General features: G+C 66.3%; 23 protein-coding genes. 16 read left to right on the plus strand and 7 right to left on the minus strand.

The window, feature by feature from the left end; genetic code table 11:
- Window positions 1–125 precede the first annotated feature (125 nt).
- The 3 genes from EPL01_RS07670 to EPL01_RS07680 all read right to left on the minus strand — a co-directional run bounded on the left by EPL01_RS07670 (window position 126) and on the right by EPL01_RS07680 (window position 1,687).
- A complete protein-coding gene (locus EPL01_RS07670; RefSeq protein ID WP_135824677.1) occupies window positions 126–746 on the minus strand; it encodes a helix-turn-helix domain-containing protein in 621 nt (206 codons plus the stop codon).
- 203 nt (window positions 747–949) lie between these two features.
- Window positions 950–1,183, minus strand: a complete 234-nt coding sequence (locus tag EPL01_RS07675) for a DUF7511 domain-containing protein (protein ID WP_135824678.1) — start codon at window positions 1,181–1,183, stop codon at window positions 950–952.
- Between the two features lie 30 nt (window positions 1,184–1,213).
- Window positions 1,214–1,687 (minus strand): universal stress protein, encoded by a 474-nt coding sequence (locus EPL01_RS07680; RefSeq protein ID WP_135824679.1) that lies wholly within the window; start codon window positions 1,685–1,687, stop codon window positions 1,214–1,216.
- Window positions 1,688–1,891: 204 nt separating this feature from the next.
- On the opposite strand from EPL01_RS07680, the gene EPL01_RS07685 reads away from it, so the two are divergent.
- Together EPL01_RS07685 and EPL01_RS07690 are read left to right on the plus strand one after the other, a co-directional pair.
- On the plus strand, window positions 1,892–2,365 hold the full coding sequence (locus EPL01_RS07685; RefSeq protein WP_135824680.1) for a universal stress protein: 474 nt from the start codon (window positions 1,892–1,894) through the stop codon (window positions 2,363–2,365).
- A gap of 99 nt (window positions 2,366–2,464) precedes the next feature.
- Entirely contained in the window at window positions 2,465–3,037 is a 573-nt protein-coding gene (locus EPL01_RS07690) for a DoxX family protein (RefSeq protein WP_135824681.1), read from the plus strand.
- 88 nt (window positions 3,038–3,125) lie between these two features.
- On the opposite strand, the gene EPL01_RS07695 is transcribed toward EPL01_RS07690, so the two are convergent.
- Together EPL01_RS07695 and EPL01_RS07700 are read right to left on the minus strand one after the other, a co-directional pair.
- The gene (locus EPL01_RS07695) at window positions 3,126–3,401 is read right to left on the minus strand and encodes a DUF7521 family protein (RefSeq protein WP_135824682.1); all 276 of its coding nucleotides are present in this window, start codon (window positions 3,399–3,401) and stop codon (window positions 3,126–3,128) included.
- 1 nt (window position 3,402) lies between these two features.
- Window positions 3,403–3,780 carry a winged helix-turn-helix domain-containing protein gene (locus tag EPL01_RS07700; protein ID WP_135824683.1) on the minus strand — a complete coding sequence of 126 codons (378 nt, stop codon included), beginning with the start codon at window positions 3,778–3,780 and terminating at the stop codon, window positions 3,403–3,405.
- A 147-nt stretch (window positions 3,781–3,927) separates the two neighbouring features.
- Between EPL01_RS07700 and EPL01_RS07705 the strand changes: the two genes are divergently transcribed.
- From EPL01_RS07705 to EPL01_RS07715, 3 genes are all read left to right on the plus strand, one after another.
- Entirely contained in the window at window positions 3,928–4,287 is a 360-nt protein-coding gene (locus EPL01_RS07705) for a response regulator transcription factor (RefSeq protein ID WP_135824684.1), read from the plus strand.
- Window positions 4,288–4,338: 51 nt separating this feature from the next.
- On the plus strand, window positions 4,339–5,022 hold the full coding sequence (locus tag EPL01_RS07710; protein ID WP_135824685.1) for a potassium channel family protein: 684 nt from the start codon (window positions 4,339–4,341) through the stop codon (window positions 5,020–5,022).
- A gap of 714 nt (window positions 5,023–5,736) precedes the next feature.
- On the plus strand, window positions 5,737–6,603 hold the full coding sequence (locus EPL01_RS07715; RefSeq protein WP_135824686.1) for a dihydrodipicolinate synthase family protein: 867 nt from the start codon (window positions 5,737–5,739) through the stop codon (window positions 6,601–6,603).
- A 296-nt stretch (window positions 6,604–6,899) separates the two neighbouring features.
- Here the strand turns inward: EPL01_RS07715 and EPL01_RS07720 are convergent, their stop codons facing one another.
- On the minus strand, window positions 6,900–8,096 hold the full coding sequence (locus EPL01_RS07720; protein WP_135824687.1) for a carboxylate--amine ligase: 1,197 nt from the start codon (window positions 8,094–8,096) through the stop codon (window positions 6,900–6,902).
- A 224-nt stretch (window positions 8,097–8,320) separates the two neighbouring features.
- On the minus strand, window positions 8,321–9,013 hold the full coding sequence (locus tag EPL01_RS07725) for a TOBE domain-containing protein (protein ID WP_135824688.1): 693 nt from the start codon (window positions 9,011–9,013) through the stop codon (window positions 8,321–8,323).
- A gap of 61 nt (window positions 9,014–9,074) precedes the next feature.
- On the opposite strand from EPL01_RS07725, the gene EPL01_RS07730 reads away from it, so the two are divergent.
- From EPL01_RS07730 to EPL01_RS07775, 11 genes are all read left to right on the plus strand, one after another.
- Window positions 9,075–10,166, plus strand: coding sequence for a substrate-binding domain-containing protein (locus EPL01_RS07730; protein WP_135824689.1), 1,092 nt, complete (start codon window positions 9,075–9,077; stop codon window positions 10,164–10,166).
- Window positions 10,167–10,169: 3 nt separating this feature from the next.
- Entirely contained in the window at window positions 10,170–11,225 is a 1,056-nt protein-coding gene (locus tag EPL01_RS07735) for an ABC transporter permease (protein WP_246045644.1), read from the plus strand.
- A 25-nt stretch (window positions 11,226–11,250) separates the two neighbouring features.
- Complete coding sequence (locus EPL01_RS07740; protein WP_135824690.1) at window positions 11,251–12,255, plus strand: ABC transporter ATP-binding protein; 1,005 nt, start codon at window positions 11,251–11,253, stop codon at window positions 12,253–12,255.
- Window positions 12,256–12,416: 161 nt separating this feature from the next.
- Window positions 12,417–14,240 (plus strand): LEA type 2 family protein, encoded by a 1,824-nt coding sequence (locus EPL01_RS07745; protein ID WP_135824691.1) that lies wholly within the window; start codon window positions 12,417–12,419, stop codon window positions 14,238–14,240.
- 128 nt (window positions 14,241–14,368) lie between these two features.
- Window positions 14,369–14,818, plus strand: a complete 450-nt coding sequence (locus tag EPL01_RS07750) for a GNAT family N-acetyltransferase (protein WP_135824692.1) — start codon at window positions 14,369–14,371, stop codon at window positions 14,816–14,818.
- A 465-nt stretch (window positions 14,819–15,283) separates the two neighbouring features.
- Window positions 15,284–15,415, plus strand: coding sequence for a hypothetical protein (locus tag EPL01_RS22405; protein WP_281275345.1), 132 nt, complete (start codon window positions 15,284–15,286; stop codon window positions 15,413–15,415).
- Complete coding sequence (locus tag EPL01_RS07755; protein WP_135824693.1) at window positions 15,408–15,887, plus strand: DUF7384 family protein; 480 nt, start codon at window positions 15,408–15,410, stop codon at window positions 15,885–15,887. The genes EPL01_RS22405 and EPL01_RS07755 overlap by 8 nt, the downstream gene beginning before the upstream one ends.
- Before the next feature lie 213 nt (window positions 15,888–16,100).
- Window positions 16,101–16,382 carry a hypothetical protein gene (locus EPL01_RS07760; RefSeq protein WP_135824694.1) on the plus strand — a complete coding sequence of 94 codons (282 nt, stop codon included), beginning with the start codon at window positions 16,101–16,103 and terminating at the stop codon, window positions 16,380–16,382.
- A gap of 85 nt (window positions 16,383–16,467) precedes the next feature.
- Complete coding sequence (locus EPL01_RS07765; RefSeq protein WP_135824695.1) at window positions 16,468–16,764, plus strand: hypothetical protein; 297 nt, start codon at window positions 16,468–16,470, stop codon at window positions 16,762–16,764.
- A gap of 212 nt (window positions 16,765–16,976) precedes the next feature.
- Window positions 16,977–17,939 carry a DUF5787 family protein gene (locus tag EPL01_RS07770; RefSeq protein WP_135824696.1) on the plus strand — a complete coding sequence of 321 codons (963 nt, stop codon included), beginning with the start codon at window positions 16,977–16,979 and terminating at the stop codon, window positions 17,937–17,939.
- Between the two features lie 69 nt (window positions 17,940–18,008).
- The gene (locus tag EPL01_RS07775) at window positions 18,009–18,650 is read left to right on the plus strand and encodes a universal stress protein (protein ID WP_135824697.1); all 642 of its coding nucleotides are present in this window, start codon (window positions 18,009–18,011) and stop codon (window positions 18,648–18,650) included.
- The last annotated feature ends 17 nt before the right edge of the window (window positions 18,651–18,667 follow it).

Consider the following 18,667-nt stretch of genomic DNA (forward strand, 5'->3'; position numbering starts at 1 on the left):
TTCGTCTCGACCTTTCAAATAGGTTGTTTCCCGCGCGTGACCGACACGTCCGCGGCAGTACGCAATCCCCAGAAAGCCCCGACATAACAAATTATTTGTTCAGTGATTGTTTTTATACTCTTAGCCTAACCACAGTATTCTTTGATAATCTTCTCCTCCACTCGATGAAGCGTCTCGCTCGCCGTGGACTTCGCCACGCCCGCTTGCTCGGCCAACTCCGTCAACGAACACTCGCGGGGCGTGTCGTAGTAGCCCTCCTCGACCGCCGCGTTCAGCAGTTCGCGCTGGCGCTGGGTCAGCAGGCTCTCGGAGTTGACCATCTCGCGGACGTACTCCACGTCGAAGTCCATCTCGAAGGCTTCGAGTTGGGCGGTGAACGCCGAGAGGCGGTCGCGCGAGGCGGTCAGTTCCACCTCGGCCTCGCCGTCGATAATGGTGAACGGGAGTTCGAGCGGGAGGCCCGACTCCTGCACCGAGAACAGCAGCAGGGGCGCGGTCGTCTCGAACTCCATCAGCGCTGACTCGCCGGAGGCCTGCTGGAGGTCCAGACAGACGATGTCCTCGCGGTCCTCCATGTCAGCGACGACCGTCGGCAGTTTCGGGGAGGTGATTTCGAGGAGTCCCACCCCAGTCTCGTCGGCGGGGAAGGCCGCCAGCACGCGGAACTCGGCGTCCGGGTAGGCCGACGAAATCTCGGCGATCCAAACCTCGTCGGGGAGCGTGATGTGTAGCTTGGCTCGCGGCATCGCTAGTCGAGACAACAGCACCCGCGAACGCATAACTCTTCCCGAACATGTTCGGCCATGCCTGCGGCTATCGGAGGAACTGACGAACGGGTTCGGGAAAACCGGCTACGCGGGACGGGAGTTCGTCGCGTCCGACGCAGGAATTCGCGTCGAAAACAGGGTCGAACCGCCGAAATCGGGAAGAAAACTGGAGTGTGACCGACTCATCGCATCGAGTCGAGTTCGACGTACGACCCCTCCTCGGCGGTAATCCACTCGGTTACGAGGTCCTCCTCGTCGGCGTCTTCGGGGTAGAGCGTACACGCGTCTAACTCGTCGTCGCGTTCGACCACGACCGCGGTCAGCGAATCGGGGCGGTCTGCGGGGGCGCGGTCGGCGAGCGGTTCCTCGGTCGGAGACGCGCTGTCGTCGTCGTTGGCGGGAGTCGTGTTCGTCATCGTTGAAATAGCGGAGTCCGTGAGTGGGAGTCAGTCGTCGTTCGCTTCGATGGCGGCGTCGAGGGCCGAGGGTTCGTCGTCGATTTCCGCGATGTTGACCGTCAACACCGGGACCGACGAGAGGGTCACGACCTTCTGGGAGACGCTACCGAGCATGTTCCGGGTCGGGTCGGCACCGTGGGTGCCCATGACCACGAGGTCGGCGTCGGACTCGTCGGCGGCCGCCAGAATCTCGTCTGCCGGGTTGCCCTGCCGAATCTCGGTGGTCACGTCCACGCCCTCGAAGGCGGCGGCGGCCTCGTCGGTCGCGCGCTCGCCCTCCTCGCAGAGTTCGTCGGTGACCTCGGGGATGCGCTCGTCGTCGAGGGTCAGGAAGGCACGGTCGTCCACGACGTAGAGGACGCGGACCTCGGCGTCACGCCGCTCGGCGACGTCGCGGGCGTGTTCGACCACAGTCTCCATAGCTTCGCTCCCGTCCGTCGGGAGCAGGACCGTCTCGTACATTACATTTCGTACTTGGCACCCAAGCAGTATATAAACGTACAGTCGTTCCCACTCGGTGAAAACGACCCCGACTCCATCGTGCGAATCCGACCCGCTCGCGTTTCTCTCCTCGGCCAGTCGTGTTGAGCGATTAACAAAATTAACCGTTCCCAGCGATTGAGAAAAGAATGTACGGATATAACCCCGGAGAAATAAAATTTAAATATGACAATCGTAGTTCCGTTCGACGGCTCCGAACTCTCCGAGGCCGCGCTCGTCCGGGCGACCACCCTCGGAGACGCCTTCGAGGAGCGCGTCCTCGCGCTCACAATCGTCCCAGAGGGTGACGTACAGTACGCGCGCGAACGCGACTGGCTCGGGCCGGACGAGGAGTTCGACGTGCAGACCATCGTGGGGCGACTCCACGAGCGCGTCGCCGAGATGGCACCGCAGGCCGACTTCTGGCACGAGACGGTCGGTCGGTACGCTTCGTCGGGCACCATCGCCAGCGAGTTGCGCGGGGCCGCCAAAGACGCCGACGCCTCGCTGGTCGCCATCGGGAGCGACAACGCCGGGCACATGGTCACGTCGATACACAGCGTCGGCAGTACGGTCGCCTCCGACGAGTCCTTCGACGTTCTCATCGTCCGGTGTCCCGTCTCGGCCGGTTCGCCGGTCGAGGAACTCGACGGCTGGTAGCGTCCAAAAACGCATCTGCTCCGATTTTCAAGGTCTGAGAATCGGTGGCGCGTTATACCCTCACTGAGGAACGACGTTCTCCTGTAGGAGTGATTCGCTATGGCCACCGACTCGTCCAAGTTCCGAACCGAGGCGAACGTCTTCGAGACCGACTTCGCGGGCATCACGGTCCGCGGCAAGGCCCACAGCCTGAGCGCGTGGTTCGTCGTCGCGCTGCGACTCATGATGGGCTACGCCTTCCTCCACGCCGGGTGGACCAAAATCGCGGCCGCCGAACCGTTCGACGCGACGGGCTACCTGACCCACGTCACGGCCGCCAGCCCCCTCTCGGACCTGTTCCACGCGATGGGCCAGACCGGGTGGTTCGTGGAGTTCGTCAACCTCGCGGTCCCGTGGGGCGAGTTCCTCGTCGGGATGGCCCTGCTGGTGGGCGCGGCGACCCGCCTCGCGGCGTTCTTCGGCGCGTTCATGATGTTGCTGTTCTACTTCGGCAACTGGGAGGTCCAGCACGGGCTGGTCAACGGCGACTTCGCGTACATGCTGGTGTTCCTCGCGGTCGCGGCGCTCGGCGCGGGGCGACTCCTCGGACTGGACGCCCTCATCGAAAAGTACGACGCAGGCGGCGAGGCGTTGGTGGAACGCTACCCGAGGCTCCGGTACGTCCTCGGCTGAACCGTCCGCGGTTCCGCACTCGGTTCTTCGGTCCCGTACCGAATCTGGTTCTTCGGTCCCGTTTCACTCGGTCGTCCGATTTCGTTCCTCACTCGGCGTACAGCGAGTAGAGGATGATAGCGAATCCGACCGCGGTCAGCGCGCTCTCGACGACCAGCGCCGACGTGCCCGCCGTATCCAACAGGCGGTCTACGACCCCGGCCAACAGCGACCCGAGCGTGACTGTCCCGAATCCGAGCGCGAGGGCCCTGAGCGCTTGCGCGCCGGTCCGGCGGTAGGCCTTGAACGCGAAGTAGGTGATGAGACCGCCCAGCACGAGCGTTATCGTCTTGAGCGCGACGACAGTGGAGGGGATGTGTACCATCTCAGGTCTCCTTGCGGACCTCGGCCCAGAGGCCCGCGAGTTGCTCTTCGGCCGACTGGGTCGGCCGGGAAATCGACACCTCGAACTGGCGCTGTTCGTCCAAGAACACCTTGACCTCCTCGAACGCCAGCGTGTACTCCGAGGTGTGGTGGCCGTCGGTTCGGATGGCGGTCTGTTCGGTCAGAATCGAGGCGTCGGTGAGACGCTCTAGCTTGCGATACGTCGTCGAAGTGGGGATGTCACATTCGGTCGAGATTTCGCTGGCAGTCATGGGTTCGTCGAGCTGTCGGACGATTCGCCTGCAATCGGAGTCGTTCAGCGCGTCGAGGACCGTCTGGAGTTCCGCCGGGTCCTCGGCTCCGAGCGGGTCGCGGACCATCTACTGGGAGTGGCCCTGTCACGAATATAAGCAGTTCGACTTCTACTCCGGTCGAAACGGACTGCAACGGTCTGCAACGAACCGGCTAATCGTTATCCTCCCAGACCCTGATACAGTCGAGGTCAGTCGGTACCGAGAGACCACATCATGTCAGATAATCCGGCAGTACTGGTAGTAGACGACAATCGCCCGCTCGCGGACGGATTCGCCAGTGCCCTCCCCGAGAGATACGAGGTCCAGACCGCCTACACCGCCGAGGAGGCCCGCGCATCCTTCCACGAGGAACTCGACGTGGTGCTGTTGGACCGCAATCTCCCAGACACCCACGGCGACAAACTCCTCGAAGAGATTCGGGACGCCGAGTGCGACTGCCGGGTCGCAGTCGTCCCTGCCGCCCAACCCACTTCGGACTTAGACTGCGACACCTACCTCACGAAACCGCTTTCGGGCGTCGAGGCGGTCCGCGAGACGGTCGCCGACCTGCTCGACGGAAACATCTCGTGCTGAGCGATTAGTTCGACGCGAACCCTTTTGGTCCTTCTCGGAGTACGTGACTCCATGCGATTTGTTATCGTTGGTGCAGGCCGGGTCGGCCTGCGAACCGGCCGCATCCTACACGAGGAGGGACACGAAGTCACGGTGGTCGAAGACGACGCCGACAAGGCCGAACACGCCCGCAACGAGGGGTTCATGGTCATCGAAGGCGACGGTGCCAGCGAGGAGATTCTGACCCAGACCGACCTCGGAACGACCGACGCCATCGCCGGGTTGACCGGCGACTTGAACGTCAATTTCGCGGCGTGCATGATTGGCAAGCACTACGACTGCCGGACGGTCCTGCGCATCGACGAGGACTACCGCGCGGACATCTACCACAAGTTCGCCGACGACGTGGACGAGGTGGTCTACCCCGAGCGCCTCGGCGCGGCCGGAGCGAAGACGGCGCTCCTCGGTGGCAACTTCAACGTCATCGCCGACCTGACCGAGGAGCTACAGTTGACCACCGTGATGGTGCCCGACGAGTCGCCGGTCGTCGGCCAGCAGGTCAGCGCGGTCGAACTCCCCGAGGACGCCCGAATCTACGCTCACGGCAGAGAGCGCCAGCGCATGACGATTCCGCTCCCGAACGCGACGGTCGAGAGCGGCGACCAACTCGCGGTCATCGCCGAGCGCGACGCTCTCTCGGAGGTCCGAAAGCGATTGCAGGGCGATGCCGGAGGAGAAGCCGAAGCCGCAGAATAAGCGGACGATACGCTGTGCTTGGGTGCAAGCTCCCGAAAAATGGCCGCGGAGGGCAGTAGGTAGCGCGGGGTCTTGGCAGGCACCCCGAGACGAGAACTTTCGTGGGAGGGTTGGTGACACTTTGGCGAGAGGCCAGCCCGCCGCCAGGGCCTCCGGCGTCGTCGGGATGCCGACCGGGAGACTGCTGCACGCTTCGCGCCCGAGCCGTCGGGCGCATTTCTTTCATGGGCGGATTCGGACTTTGTTATGTGGCGGCTGAGCGGACGGTAGGCGCGGCGGACTCGGAAGCCCGCACCGGTCAAACAGCGCCTACGAGGACTGTAAGCAGTAGTTACTCGACCGAAATCGGGATTCGCGGTCCGAAATCCGGGTTCTGAGGGGGAACAGAAAGGGGGACCGCCGAAGAGGGAACGAACGTCGTGAAGGCGTACTGCCGAAGGGGGAGAGGGTGTGGGGAGGTGTGGTGGTGTGCCGGGCGCGCGGTGTGGGAGGATGGGGGAAGAGAGGCCGTCAATGCGCGCCCAGTCGGGGGTGTGAACGGCATTAACTTAAAACTACGTCAGACGCTCGGCTGGTGGTCGGGGTGAAACGCCCGCGCCCTCTGGCGGACTGACCTCGACTAACCAGCGCCAGCGAATGCTCTGCCGGACGACGCAATCTCTCACGTTTGCCGACTCGCCTACCTTCAAGGTCACGCACGCCGACTACGCGAGCATGAACGGAACCGGCGTGCCGCTGCTCACGCCCTTCGACGAGGACGGGGACCTCGACGCCGAGGCGCTCCGAGAACTGGTCGAGTGGGTCGAGGAGGGCGGCGTGGACTTCATCGTCCCGTGCGGGTCGAACAGCGAGGCCGAACTGATGAGCGTCGAGGAGCGAACTCGCGTGGTCGAAATCGTCGCCGAGGAGGCCGAGGTCCCGGTCGTCGCGGGCACCGGCCACCCCGGACTCAAGGAGACGCTCCGCCAGACCGAGCGCGCCGCGGAAGTCGGCGCGGACGCCGCGCTGGTCGTGACGCCGTTCTACTACGGCCACGACGACGCGGCGCTGGAGGACTACTACCGGGAAGTCGCCGACGAGAGTCCGATTCCGGTCTACCTCTACAGCGTCCCGGCCTACACCGGCGTCAAGCTGAATCCCGAGGTCGTCGGGCGGCTCGCGGGCCACGACAACGTCGCCGGGATGAAAGACTCGTCGGGCGACATCGAGACCTTCCAGCGCGAGCGCCGCCTGACCGCCGACGAGGAGTTCGACCTGCTGGTCGGGAGCGGGAGCGTCTACGCCCACGCGCTCTCCTCGGGCGGCGACGGCGGAATTTTGGGACTGGCGAACGTCGCCCCGGCGCGCGCCGACGAGATTTTCGACCTGCACCGGATGGGCAAGGACGAGGAGGCCCGGCAACTCAACGCCGAGTTGGTGGAACTCAACCGCGCGGTCACGTCGAAGTACGGCGTGCCGGGCGCGAAGGCCGCGATGCGCTATCGGGGCGTCTCGGCGGGGTACGCGAGGAAACCCCATCGGGAGGTCGGCGACGAGGTGCGCGCCGAAATCGTGGAACTGGTCGAGGAGATGAAACCGTAGGCAGGGGAGAAAGCGCGATTCGACCGGTCCGGAGACAGGAACCGAACGCTGATTTCGAGCAGGGAGACGCAGGTTTCGAAAGCCCTCGCGCGGTTCTCGGTCGCTCAGCGACATATCCGGGCGCGCAGAACTGCGCGCCCGGATAGTTCTGCGCGCCCGGATAGGGGTCGGCTGAGACGACTCAACTGGACGCGAACCGCGCTCGCCCTTTCAGTCCACCAGGAGTGTGGATGGTTCACCGAGCGATGCGCGTGGAAAGCGAAGCTCGCTGACTCCAGAAAACGGCAACAGCGCGACTAGCCCTTAGTGAGCGTCTGAAGCACGCCGCTCACGAAGGGCCGGGGGTCGTCCAGTCGCAGGAAGTCGAACCGGGGTTGGCGGAGCATCGACTCGCCGATTTCCAGCGCCGTCTCCGAGAGCGAGGGGCGCTCGACGTAGGGCGACTCGTCGCTGAGGACGCTGGCGAGGTAGCCCAGTTCGCCGTAGAGGAGGTGGCTCCCGACGCCGATTTCGAAGTCCGGGTCGATTTCCTCGCGGCGGTCGCGCGACTGGAGCCAGTAGTACAGCGGGAAGTCCGCGCCCGCCTGCACCGTCGAGGGGAGCGACTGCCACATCCGGGGGTTGATTTCGGTCAGGTAGTACTCGCCGGTCTCGTCGTGTTCCATGTACTCGATGCAGGCCAGCCCGTGCCAGTCGAGTTCGGCCAGCAGGTCCCGGGCGACCGCTTCGAGTTCCGGGTCGTACATCGATTCGCGGTAGACGCCACCGCCGCCGGTGTAGGAGTTGCCGCGAATCTGGCGGTGCTGGAAGGTGGCGACCGGTTCGCCCTCGTCGTAGAGCGCCGCGAACATGTACTCGTCGCTGGCGGGGACGAACTCCTGCACGATGGGCGTGTGGTTCATCTCGGCGACCAGCTCGTCGCGGTCGGGTTCCTCGTCGGGGTGGACGTGGGTGACGTTGTTGACCTCCTCGCACTCGTTCGGGGCGTGGGTATCGACGTACTGGTCGGCCAGCAGGTTGTACCGGGACTTGACGAGGAGGTCGCCGGTCCAGTCCTCGACGGCGTCGAGCGTCCGGGTCTCGGGCACCGGGACGCCCGCCGATTCGGCCGCCTCCGCGAGTTTCACGCGGTCGTGGACCCGCTCCAGCGTCTCCATCGGCGGGACCTCGACCGCGGCGCGTTCCGCGAACTCCTCGCGGTAGCGCGACAGCAGGTAGGCGTCGTACTCACGAATCGGAATCACCGCCTGCACGTCCTCGCGCTCGGCGAGGTCCAACAGCGCGTTCTTGTACGCCAGCAGGTCCGCGTCGGGCGAGGGGAGTCGCGCCGTCTCGTCGCAGAACCGCGAGGAGAACACGGGCACGTGGTCGTGTTCCGAGGCCGCGATGGTGTGGACGCCGCGCCGCCCCAGCGAACGCAGGCAGGGGTAACTGTACGGCGCGACGCCCGTTGGCACGAGAACCGACGGCGCGTCGTCGTTAGCCGGGGGCATACCCGCAGGTTCGGACGCCACGTGTTTTAGTATGAGCCAGCAAAGCGTCTCCTCAGTCTTCGTAGGGCACTCCTGTCGCGCCGTAGGAGCGGTTTACGGCCGAGGAGTGTCCGGGTGTCGGGCAATACTCAAACGCCATTGAGTAACAAATACAATTCTTTAAACAATATAATTATTCCTCGGCCGGATTCTCCGAATCCGGTCGGCGTCCGGACAGGAACCGGCTACCAATCCTCGCCCGGACTCGCCCGCGTCGCGGTCGCCTTGAACGACGCGACGACCTCGCTCCCCGCCCGCAAGTCCAACTTCTCGACGCTCGACGCCGTGACCAGCGCGGAGAGGGTCGCGTCGGCACTCGCGTCCACGAGGACGCGGGCGACCTGCTCCCCGGCGTCGATGGCCGAGACGGTGCCCGCGAACCGGTTCCGGGCGCTGGTGGCCGCCTCGGCGGGGGCGTCCTCGGGCGCGTGGAGCGTCACGGCGTCGGCCCGGACGGCGACCTGCACCGCGTCGGTGTCGGCCTCGGGAGCGAGCGCGCGGACCCGCCCGGCGGAGGTCTCCACGGTGGCGAGTTCTCCCTCCCGAGCGACGACCCGGCCCGAGAGGACGGTCTCCTCGACCTCCGCGGTCCCCGTGAACTCCGCGCGGAGGCGCTCGAACCGGGCCAGCACGGCGCGGGCCTCGTCCGTGAGTTCCGAGCCACCGCCCCCGGACCCTCCTCGCTGGCGAGTCACGAGGGGGCCGAGCGCGTCTTCGAGCGCCGTGAGTCGCTGGTGAGCGCGGGAGTACGACCGGCCCAACTCGTCTGCGGCCCGGTTGAGCGACCCCTCCCTGTCGACCGCCCGGAGGAGTTCGGCGTCGTCGGCGTCGAACTCCACTCCGTCGGCCCGGAGGTGAGTCTCGAATCCGGCGTCCATACCCTCGCCGACGGGACGAGCGAGCAAAACCGTTATGTCTGGCGCGATAGAACGCAGGGTTATGTCTGAGAGGGAACAACGGTCGAGACGGCGATTTCTGCGAGCGACCGGCGCACTCGGCGCGGCCGGACTCACCGGCCTCGCGGGGTGTACGGCGAGTGAGCAGCCCATTGAAGGGACCACGACCGAGGGCGGCGACGGGACCGCGACGAGTGGCGAAGCCGCCGAGGGCGAGGAGGCCCGAACGCCCTCCTCGGACTCGCTGACCGCCTTCCACGCGGGGAGCCTCGCGCCGCCGTTCAGCGCGGCCGAACCCCAGTTCGAGGAGCAGTACGGCGTCACAGTCAACCGGGAGGCGAAGGGGTCGGTCGCCTCGACGAAGAAAATCACCACGCAGGGCCGGAAGGCCGACGTGCTGGGGGTCTCGGACTTCCGGCTCATCCGCGACATGGTCGTGCCCGACTACGGCGACTGGTACGCCGTCTTCGCCACCAACGCGATGTCGCTCCAGTACCGCGAGGACTCGCCCGGCGCGGACGAAATCGGTCCCGACAACTGGTGGGAGATTCTCAGCCGGGACGACGTGAAAGTCGGCCACAGCGACCCGGCCATCGACCCCGGCGGCTACCGCGCGGTCATGGCGATGCAGTTGGGCAAGGAGAAATTCGAGGGCGAGCGCCTCTACGACGAGCGGACCTTCCAGCAGATTCGGGACAACATGACGATTCCGACCGGGACCGAGACCAAACTGGAGGGCCAACTCGAGTCGGGCAAACTCGACTACGCGCTCTACTACCGGTCTATCGCCTCCCAGTCGGGACTGCCCTACGTGGACCTCCAACCCCACGTGGACCTCTCGAAACTCACCACGAAGTACGCCGAACACTACGCCAAGGCCAAAGTCGAGGCGGGCGGCACCGAGTACGTCGGCGCGCCCATCGCCTACGGCGTGACGGTCCCGAGCGTGGCCGAGGCCCCGGTCCGGGGCGCTCAGTGGGTCGAGTACATGATTACCGAACCCGGTCGGAAGATTCTGCAGGAGAAGGGCCTCATCCCCAAGCAACCCGCCGTCGTCACGAAGGGCGGCGACGTGCCGCCTCGCGTCGCCAAGCACGCGGAGGCAAAGACTTCAATCGGTCCGCTCGAACTCTGAATCGTGAGTACCGACACAGAGACCAGAACCGAGGGCGAGACCACCGCTCCCCGAGCGACCGATTCCGCCGACGAGTCGCTCGTCGGCGGCATCGGCACCGGAACCGCCCTCCTCGCGGTCGTCTCGGTCCAACTCGTCGCGTTCGCCGCGGCGGTCGGGGTCGGCTATCCGGGTGCCTACGCCGGGTTCGCGGTCCTCTCGGCCGGGGCCATCGCCGCCTACCGGAACCGAGGAGCCTTCGGGATTCTCTCGGCCACGCTCGGGACGGTCCTGTTGGTCGCGCTCGGGTTGCCCCTGCTGATGATGGTCGCCCGCCAGAACCCCGACCTCGTGGTCGAGATGGCCGCCGACCCCGGCGTCCAGCAGGCGCTCTACCTGTCGGTGTACGCGCCGCTACTGGCGGCCATCGTCAGCGTCGCGTTCGGCGTCCCGCTGGCGCTGGTCTTGGCTCGGGGGTTCCCCGGACAGGAACTGGTCGAGAGCCTCGTGGACCTGCCCCTCGTGGTCCCCCACAGCGTCGCTGGCCTCGCCATCCTGTTCGGGTTCGGCGAGGGCGGGGCGTTCGGCGGCGTCCAGTTCACCGTTCCCGTCATCGACTTCACGTTCACGTTCGCGGTCCTCCAGACCATGCTCGGGATGGTGCTGGCGATGACGTTCGTCTCGGCCCCCTTCGCGGTCAACGCGGCCCGCGAGGCCTTCGAGTCGGTGCCGACCCGCGTCGAGTGGGCCGCGAGGACGCTGGGCGCGAACCGCTTCGAGACCTTCCGGCGCGTGACCGCCCCGCTGGCGTGGCGCGGCGTCCTGACCGGCGGGGTGCTGGCGTGGGCGAGAGCGGTCTCGGAGTTCGGCGCGGTCGCCATCGTCGCCTACAGCGTCGAGTTCTTCTACCCCTTGGAGGGGGAAATTTCGGCCCAACACGCCCCCGTCTTCATCTACAACACGTACCTCTCGGCCGGACTGGAGGAGTCGGGCGCGGTCGCCACCCTCCTGCTGGCGCTCTCGGCGGTCATCTTCCTGCTGGTTCGGACTGTCGCTTACGACGATGGAGGGTGGCCATGAAGCCGGAAATCGGAGGTGATTTGCCGTGACGCTGGACATCGACGTGTCCGCGACCTTCACCGCCGAAGGCGCAGACCGGTTCGAGGTCGCGGCCGACCTCTCTGTCGCCGACGGCGAGACACTGGTCGTCCTCGGCCCCAGCGGGTCGGGCAAGAGCCTGCTGCTGGAAACCGTGGCCGGGTTCCACGACCACGAGGGCCGGGTGGCGCTGGCGGACCGGGACCTGACCGGCGAACCGCCCGAGGAGCGCGGCCTCGGGTTCGTCTTCCAAGACTACGCGCTGTTCCCTCACAAGACGGTCCGCGAGAACGTCGCGTTCGGCGGGAGGTACCACGACATCCGGAACCCCGACGACCTGCTGACGGAGTTCGGGGTGGCGGACCTCGCCGACCGGTACCCGCCGACGCTCTCGGGCGGGGAGTCCCAGCGGGTCGCGCTGGCCCGCGCCCTCGCCGTCCGACCCGACGCCTTCCTGCTGGACGAGCCCCTCTCGGCGCTCGACGTGCCGACCCGCCAGACGCTCCGGGAGGTCCTCGCGGACGTGCTGGCCGACCAGACCGCGATGTACGTCACGCACAACCGGACGACGGCGCGGGCCATCGCCGACCGGGTGGCGGTGATTCGGGACGGGAGCATCGTCCAAATCGGCACGCCCGAGGAGATTTTCGAGCGCCCCGACTCGCCCTTCGTGGCCCGGTTCACGGGCGCGAACTGCCTCGAACTCGCCGACGACGCGCTGGCGACGCCCGAGGGCCGACTCGACTTCGACGGCACGGACGGACTGGGGACGACAGGCGACGACGCCACCCACCTCGCCATCCGACCGGAACACGTCGAACTGAACCCGGAGGGCCCCGCCGACGCCGACTTCTCGGCGTCGGTCGAGCGCGCGATTCAGGAGGACGGCCGGTGTCTCCTCGCGCTCGACGTGGCGGGCCAGCGACTCGACGCCTACGCCTCCTCGCCGCCGGAGCGCGACGAGGTGGGGATTTCGCTCCCACGAGAGAGGGTGACGCTGTTGTCAGCGTAATTTTTCTGCCACTATCCAAACTTCGCCACGCTCGCGCGAGAAACTTACTTAGGGGAGGCTTCGGAATCACTCCCTATGGCACGCGAACAGCGAACTCAGACGGGGTGGACGAACGAGAGGGAGCAAACGAACAAGACGAACCGAACCGGCGAGGTAGGACGATGAGTCTGGTCGGCGGCACGCTCGGCAAAATCGGAGCGGTTCTGCTGGCAGGACTAGTCGTCTCGGCCGCAGGAGTCGGCGCGGCGGTCTCGACCGGCGTCGTCAGTCTCCAACCGCCCGCGGTCGAATCGGTCGAGAACGAGTGGGGCGAAGTGACGAAGGACGAGACCCAGATTCGGACGACAGTCGTGATGGACAACCCGAACAAAGTGGGCGTCCCGGGGGCCGCCAGCGTCACCTACGACGTGACGATGAACGACGTGACGATGGCAGAGGGGTCCAGCGGCGGCCTCTCGCTGTCGCCCGGTCGGAACGAAATCGCGCTGAAGACCGGCATCGACAACGAGAAGATTCCGGCGTGGTGGGCCAGCCACATCAACAACGGCGAGGAGACAACCCTCTCGGTCGAACCCTCGGCGAAGGTCGCCTTCGTCTCGAAGGGCCTGCCGTCGTTCGACCGCACCTTCGAGACAGACATGCTCTCGTCGTTCGACAGTCAGTCGGGCCAGTCGGTGCAGGTGGGCAACCGGACCCTGCTGACCGTCGAGGAGACCGAAGCGTCGTGGGGCCACGCGACCGAGGACGAGACGCCCCTCCGGTTCGCCGGAACGGTCCACAACCCCAACAGCGCGCCCATCACGTTCTCGAAAATCGGCTACGAGGTGTCGATGAACGACGTGACGGTGGCCGAGGGGACCACCGAGGGCGGCGTCGAGATTTCCGCGAACTCGACCGACACCATCCGAATCAACTCGACGCTGGACAACGGAAAGCTGGACGAGTGGTGGGTTAGCCACCTGAACCGGGGCGAGCGGACCGACCTGAACGTCTCGGTGTTCGCCGTGGTCGAGGGCGAGGAGGGGACCCAGCGAGTCCCCCTGCCCTTCCTGAGCCAGCGCGTCGCGTTCGAGACCGACATTCTGGGCGGCGGAACCGCGACGACTCGCGCACTCGGCCCGCCGGGCGAGGAGAAGGGCCTCGGGGCCAGCCCGCCGCGAGTCGTCTCCATCGACCGCGACTGGGCCGCGACCGACTCGGGCACGCGATTCACCACGACCGTCGTCGTGGACAACCCCAACGCGGCGGATTCGCACCTCGGCAACGTCTCGCTCGACGCGACCTACCGGGTGAGACTCAACGGGATGACGCTGATTCAGGACAGCCAAGAGACGACGCTCACGCCCGGCAGAAGCGAACTCACGGTCTCGAAGGGCGTTAGCGACGCCGCCATCCAGCGGTGGTGGATGAGCCACGTCCGGAACGGCGAGCGGACGAAGCTGACCACCGAGGGCCGGGCGCTCGCCGACCTCGGATTCGCCGAGGTGCCGGTGCCGCTCCCCAAGCAACACCAGACCTTCGAGACCGACATGCTCTCGGGCCTCCGGACGGGTAGCGAGACCGTCACGGTCCGCGGGCGGACGCTCGCCAAACTCCACGGCGTGAGCGCCGAGTGGGGCGAACCCACGATGAAGCGGACGCCGATAGCAATCGACGGGAAGGTGACGAACGAGCGCGACGGCGAGCTGACCGTCAAGCGACTCGGCTACGAAATCGAGGCCAACGGCGTGGTGCTGGCCGACGACGAGACGAACGTCGGAACCACGATTCCGGGCAAATCGACTCGCGCGATTTCGGCGACCGCGGGCCTCGACAACCAGCGAATCGACGACTGGTGGGTCAGCCACCTGACCAACGGCGAGGAGTCCGACCTCTCGGTCTCCTACTACGCCGTGGTGGAGTACCGCGGCAACCAGTTCACGGTCGAACTCGACTCGATGAGCTACGAGAAGACCATCGAGACGAGCGCCTTCGGTAGCACGTAGTGGAACGGGTGGAACAGGGAACCCCGCCACACCACCGTCAAACCACCAGACTACCACCCCACCACACACCGTCACACACCACCGACAGCGATTTTTGACGGGGACGAGTCGAACCGAGACGGAGAGTCATGCCTGAAGTCCGCGAGCTATCGCCCGAGGACGCGCCGGAACTGGTCGCGCTCTACGAGGAGTACGAATGGTGGGAGGACCGCGAGGAGGCGGGAGTCCGCGAGGCGCTGGCCGCGACGGAGGTCGCGCTGGGAGTGCAAGCAGACGGCGACCTCGTGGCCGCGGCGCGAGTTCTGACCGATTACAACTACTACGCCACGGTCTTCGACGTGATTGTCGCGGCCGACCGGCGAGGCGAGGGCCTCGGCGAGACGCTGATGGAGGCGCTACTCGACCACCCCGACTTGCAGTCCGTGCCGGGCCTCTCGCTCCTCTGTCGGGAGGGGTTGGTGGGGTTCTACGAGTCGCTGGGCTTCGAGGTGTTCGGCCCGGAGTTCGAGGTGCCGGAGGGCGGCACGGAGGAGTTGGTCCGGATGACCTACGCCCACGACGACGAGTCTGATTCGTAGGCGAGAACTCTGATTCTGTCCGCGAAAACCACGGTAGCCGAGCGCCCACCACCCGGCGGGCGCTCGGCCGACCAACCGACAGGAATGCACTCAGCCAATCAAACCACCGTTTGGGTGGATGAAGGGGCCGCCCGGTCGCGCCAGAGGCTTGGTCGCTGGTCGGCCCCTATCCGAGGTCGGGCGGTGTCTCACCGAACGGAGTGAGGTGATGGCTCGGAAGACGCGGTTCGTCTTCCGGTGCGGAGAGACCGAGGATATGCCGACCAGCAACCGCCGGAGGACAAACCGCGTCCTCCGAGGTCTCGTTCGCTCCGCTCACGAGACCGCGACCGGGCGGGGCTTTCTAAAACAACATCATAGACTTGTTCTCCGTGGTACAGGTTCTACTTCTTGAACTCGCACCCCAAAGAACACATCATCCCCAGTAAAGCAGACTTTTCCTCACCCCCGCCCAAATCTCAGACCATGAGTTGGGACGACCTCTTCGAGCGCGCCGAGGAGTACGAGACCGACGTCGAGACGATACGCGAGCGACTGGCCGCCCATCGAGAAGACGAGACGACCGAGAGCGACGAGCAGGAGGCCGACGATGCCTGAGACGCCGGAAACCAATCCGGCCCGCATCGTCGCTGATGCCGACGTCCTCGTCGCGGACCTCCTCGTCGGCGGACCGGCACGCGAGGCGATGGACGATATTCGGAGCCACTCGTGGGTCGAACTGGTCGCCAGCGACGCCCTCCTCGAGGACGCCGAGGAGGTAATTCGAGAGTTGGCCGACGAGGACCTCGCCGCGGCGTGGCGCGAGGAAATCGAGGCCCTGCGCGTCGAAGTCGAGCATCCCGAGGGCGACCACCCCGCCCTCGCCAGCGCGTACCGGTCGCAGGCCGCCCACATCCTGAGCTACGACGAGGGCCTGCGGAGCGCCGAGGCCAGCGCGGCGTTCGGGTCGCGCCTGAACGTCAGCGTCAAGACGCCCGCCGGGTTCGCGGGCCTGTTCGACGCCGCGTCGCTCTACGAGGCGGTCGAGGACGGCGAGTATCCGGGACCGGACCGGGACCCGCGAAAGTAGCCCTCTCGTCGCGCTGGCGCTTTCGAGTAGTTTTACATTTCCTAAAGACAGGGGTAGTTGTCTTATCAATCGTTCTGGAAGGTTCGCTATCGAATCCACGATAGAACAGACAACCGTGTTACAGAACGCGATTCCAGTAACGTCGACTACAGAAATATAGTTCAGATTACACTTTTGGGGTCGTGGTTCCTATCTACACGTGAGGAAAGACCGATGAAACTCTACACCACGCTTCGGCGGGTCGCGCCAGCGACTCGGGCCGAACACGGCCGCATCGCTTCGGTTCTCACCCGCTTCACGCTCCCGCTCGCCACGCTGCTGTCGCTGGTGGCGTCGGCCCTGCTGACCGGCGCGACGTTCGCCACCGCGGCGGAGTTGGTCCCGATGACCGTCCCGACCCTGCTCGCTGGCTGGGTCGCCGCCATCGGCGCGACGTTCGCACTCCCGCTGTTGGTCGTCCGCGGCGTGACCGCGGCGCTCGAACGACTCCAATAAGCGAATTGTTTTCGCGCCCGACGTGTCGCAGTGCGTCGAAAATTCTTATCGCGTTCGCCGATGCAGATTCGTGCGGGGAGATAGCATGTGTCACAGACGCGGCGAGTGGTCACGAACGTCCAGCAGAGCCAGCGAACCCGAGGAGGACCCCGACGAGAACTCGGCGTGGGTCGGCGCGCGAGCGAAGGACCTCCTCGTGACGTTCGTCTCGGGTGACGCCGACGAGACGCCGGAGCGCGAGAAACCCGAGGCTCCGACAATCGAGGCCGAGCCGGAGACACCCGAAACCGACCCGAAGACCCCGAGCGCAGACCCGACCGAGGTCGAGGAGGACGCCGAGGAACCAGAGCGCGAGGAGGACCCCATCTCGGCCGACGACTAGCGATGTTTCTTTTTCGGGGTTCTGTACGGTCGTCGTAAAATAGAGGTGCTTTTAGGGATTCCTGTCTAGAATCAAAGAGAAACGTTTCTTGAAGCCCCGCCCTGTCGGGTTCCCCGCCGAGCGCAGCCTCGTGGACGGTTCCACCGAGCGCGTCCCGGCGGTCGGTCCCACCGAGCGCGACGTTTTTCTCCTCCGGGTCCCGAGTCGAGGACGTGCGCGAGTATCCCTTCGAGTTGACGCTGTGCGCGCACCTCGAAGCCACCGAGGAGGCCATCGTCGCCCGCCAAATCGGCGGCGGCGTCCGAGCGCCCGCTAATCGCGTCCTCGACGTGGTCTGCGTCGAACCCGGCCCGGCGATGGCCGACCGGGCGGGCCTGACGCCCGAGACCATCCCCGACGCGGCAATCGAGAGCGAAGTCGGCGTCGGTCGAGCGCGCGACCCCGTCGAAGCAATCGACGCCTCGCCCGAACACGCCCGCCGAGTCGCCGAGCGCGCGGTCGAAATCGGCTTCTTCGAGCGCGCGGTCGGCGGGGGCGTCCGGCGGGTCGCCCGGTACCCCGACGACTGGTTCGAGCGCATCGTCGCCGTCGAGAACAAGCCCGACTTGGGCGACCCCGGCGACCTCGAACTCCAACTTCGGAAGGACGCCGCGCTCGCGCTGGCCGACGAGGTCGCGCTGGCGACCGAGAGCTACGTCACCGGCGCGCACCTCAACCGGATTCCCGACTCGGTCGGCGTCTGGCGCTTTCACCCCGAGACCGGCGAGCGCGAGGAGATACGGGAGGCGACGCCCCTCTCCGCCGACGAGTCGGGCGTCGAGATTCTCTCCGAACACCCCCTGCGGACCGACGTGGCGCTCGTCTCGGCCGCCGAGAAGGCCCGTCGCCGCAGACGGATGGCCGAGGTCGCCTACGGCAAGGGCTGGCGGCCCGACGCCTTCCCCGCCTGCGCCGAGGCCGAGTCGGTCGAGCGCGAGGGGAGCGCCGGACTGCCCTACTGCGCGTGGAAGGGGCGATTCGTCAACCCCGCGACCTGCGGACCGGACTGCCCCGGCCACGACCCCGCCGACCCACCCGAAACCGACCATGATGAGGCCCGAGACGGTCGAACGCCGTGGGTCGCCGACCCCGAAGGGAAGGCGAGGCGGCAGTCGGGCCTCGACAGATTCGGGTGAGTTCGGCGGAACGGAAGCGAGTTCTGCCCCACGGGAGCGTTTTTCTGTCTCAACGTCGAACGGAGGGGTATGTACGACCGAATTCTGGTCCCGACCGACGGAACCGACCAGACCCCCGTGGTCGAACAGGCGCTGAACGTGGCCGAACTCGCCGACGCGACGGTCCACGCCCTCTACGTGGTCAACGAGAAGGCGCTGGACTACCAGCCCTCGGAGTCCGGCCGGAAGAAGACCCGCGACGCCCGACGCGAGGAGGGTGAAGAAGCGACCGCCGAAATCGTCGAGAAGGCCGAGGAGAGAGGTCTCGACGCCGTCACCGCCATCGAGGAGGGCAAGCCCGCCGCGACAATCGTGAACTACGCAGACGACGAGCAGATGGACATGGTCGTGATGGGAACTCACGGTCGGTCGGGCGTGGACCGCTACGTCCTCGGGAGCGTGACCGAGCAGGTCGTCCGCAAGTCCGAGACCCCGGTGCTGACGGTCAACCTCGCGCGCCAGCGCCGCGCGGTCCGGGACGACGAGACCGCAATCGAGCGCGCTCGGCAGGTGCTGGCCGACGAGGGCCACGAGGTCGCCGAGGTGCCCGAGGACCCCTACCGCGAGAGCAACACGTGGATAGTCCGCACCGAGACCGCGTCCGGCGAGACCTACAACGTCCACATCGACGCCGCCTCCGGCGAGGCCCGACTGGCCCGCATCGGGCGGTGAGGTCGGACGCTGTTCTC

It is taken from the genome of Halorussus ruber (assembly GCF_004765785.1).
Lineage (GTDB): Archaea > Halobacteriota > Halobacteria > Halobacteriales > Haladaptataceae > Halorussus > Halorussus ruber.

Bases quoted from the DNA above. Each gene is read 5' to 3' on its own strand.
- EPL01_RS07670 (WP_135824677.1), bottom strand. From the start codon at position 746: ATGCCGCGAGCCAAGCTACACATCACGCTCCCCGACGAGGTTTGGATC.
- EPL01_RS07675 (WP_135824678.1), bottom strand. From the start codon at position 1,183: ATGACGAACACGACTCCCGCCAACGACGACGACAGCGCGTCTCCGACC.
- EPL01_RS07680 (WP_135824679.1), bottom strand. From the start codon at position 1,687: ATGTACGAGACGGTCCTGCTCCCGACGGACGGGAGCGAAGCTATGGAG.
- EPL01_RS07685 (WP_135824680.1), top strand. From the start codon at position 1,892: ATGACAATCGTAGTTCCGTTCGACGGCTCCGAACTCTCCGAGGCCGCG.
- EPL01_RS07690 (WP_135824681.1), top strand. From the start codon at position 2,465: ATGGCCACCGACTCGTCCAAGTTCCGAACCGAGGCGAACGTCTTCGAG.
- EPL01_RS07695 (WP_135824682.1), bottom strand. From the start codon at position 3,401: ATGGTACACATCCCCTCCACTGTCGTCGCGCTCAAGACGATAACGCTC.
- EPL01_RS07700 (WP_135824683.1), bottom strand. From the start codon at position 3,780: ATGGTCCGCGACCCGCTCGGAGCCGAGGACCCGGCGGAACTCCAGACG.
- EPL01_RS07705 (WP_135824684.1), top strand. From the start codon at position 3,928: ATGTCAGATAATCCGGCAGTACTGGTAGTAGACGACAATCGCCCGCTC.
- EPL01_RS07710 (WP_135824685.1), top strand. From the start codon at position 4,339: ATGCGATTTGTTATCGTTGGTGCAGGCCGGGTCGGCCTGCGAACCGGC.
- EPL01_RS07715 (WP_135824686.1), top strand. From the start codon at position 5,737: ATGAACGGAACCGGCGTGCCGCTGCTCACGCCCTTCGACGAGGACGGG.
- EPL01_RS07720 (WP_135824687.1), bottom strand. From the start codon at position 8,096: ATGCCCCCGGCTAACGACGACGCGCCGTCGGTTCTCGTGCCAACGGGC.
- EPL01_RS07725 (WP_135824688.1), bottom strand. From the start codon at position 9,013: ATGGACGCCGGATTCGAGACTCACCTCCGGGCCGACGGAGTGGAGTTC.
- EPL01_RS07730 (WP_135824689.1), top strand. From the start codon at position 9,075: ATGTCTGAGAGGGAACAACGGTCGAGACGGCGATTTCTGCGAGCGACC.
- EPL01_RS07745 (WP_135824691.1), top strand. From the start codon at position 12,417: ATGAGTCTGGTCGGCGGCACGCTCGGCAAAATCGGAGCGGTTCTGCTG.
- EPL01_RS07750 (WP_135824692.1), top strand. From the start codon at position 14,369: ATGCCTGAAGTCCGCGAGCTATCGCCCGAGGACGCGCCGGAACTGGTC.
- EPL01_RS22405 (WP_281275345.1), top strand. From the start codon at position 15,284: ATGAGTTGGGACGACCTCTTCGAGCGCGCCGAGGAGTACGAGACCGAC.
- EPL01_RS07755 (WP_135824693.1), top strand. From the start codon at position 15,408: ATGCCTGAGACGCCGGAAACCAATCCGGCCCGCATCGTCGCTGATGCC.
- EPL01_RS07760 (WP_135824694.1), top strand. From the start codon at position 16,101: ATGAAACTCTACACCACGCTTCGGCGGGTCGCGCCAGCGACTCGGGCC.
- EPL01_RS07765 (WP_135824695.1), top strand. From the start codon at position 16,468: ATGTGTCACAGACGCGGCGAGTGGTCACGAACGTCCAGCAGAGCCAGC.
- EPL01_RS07775 (WP_135824697.1), top strand. From the start codon at position 18,009: ATGTACGACCGAATTCTGGTCCCGACCGACGGAACCGACCAGACCCCC.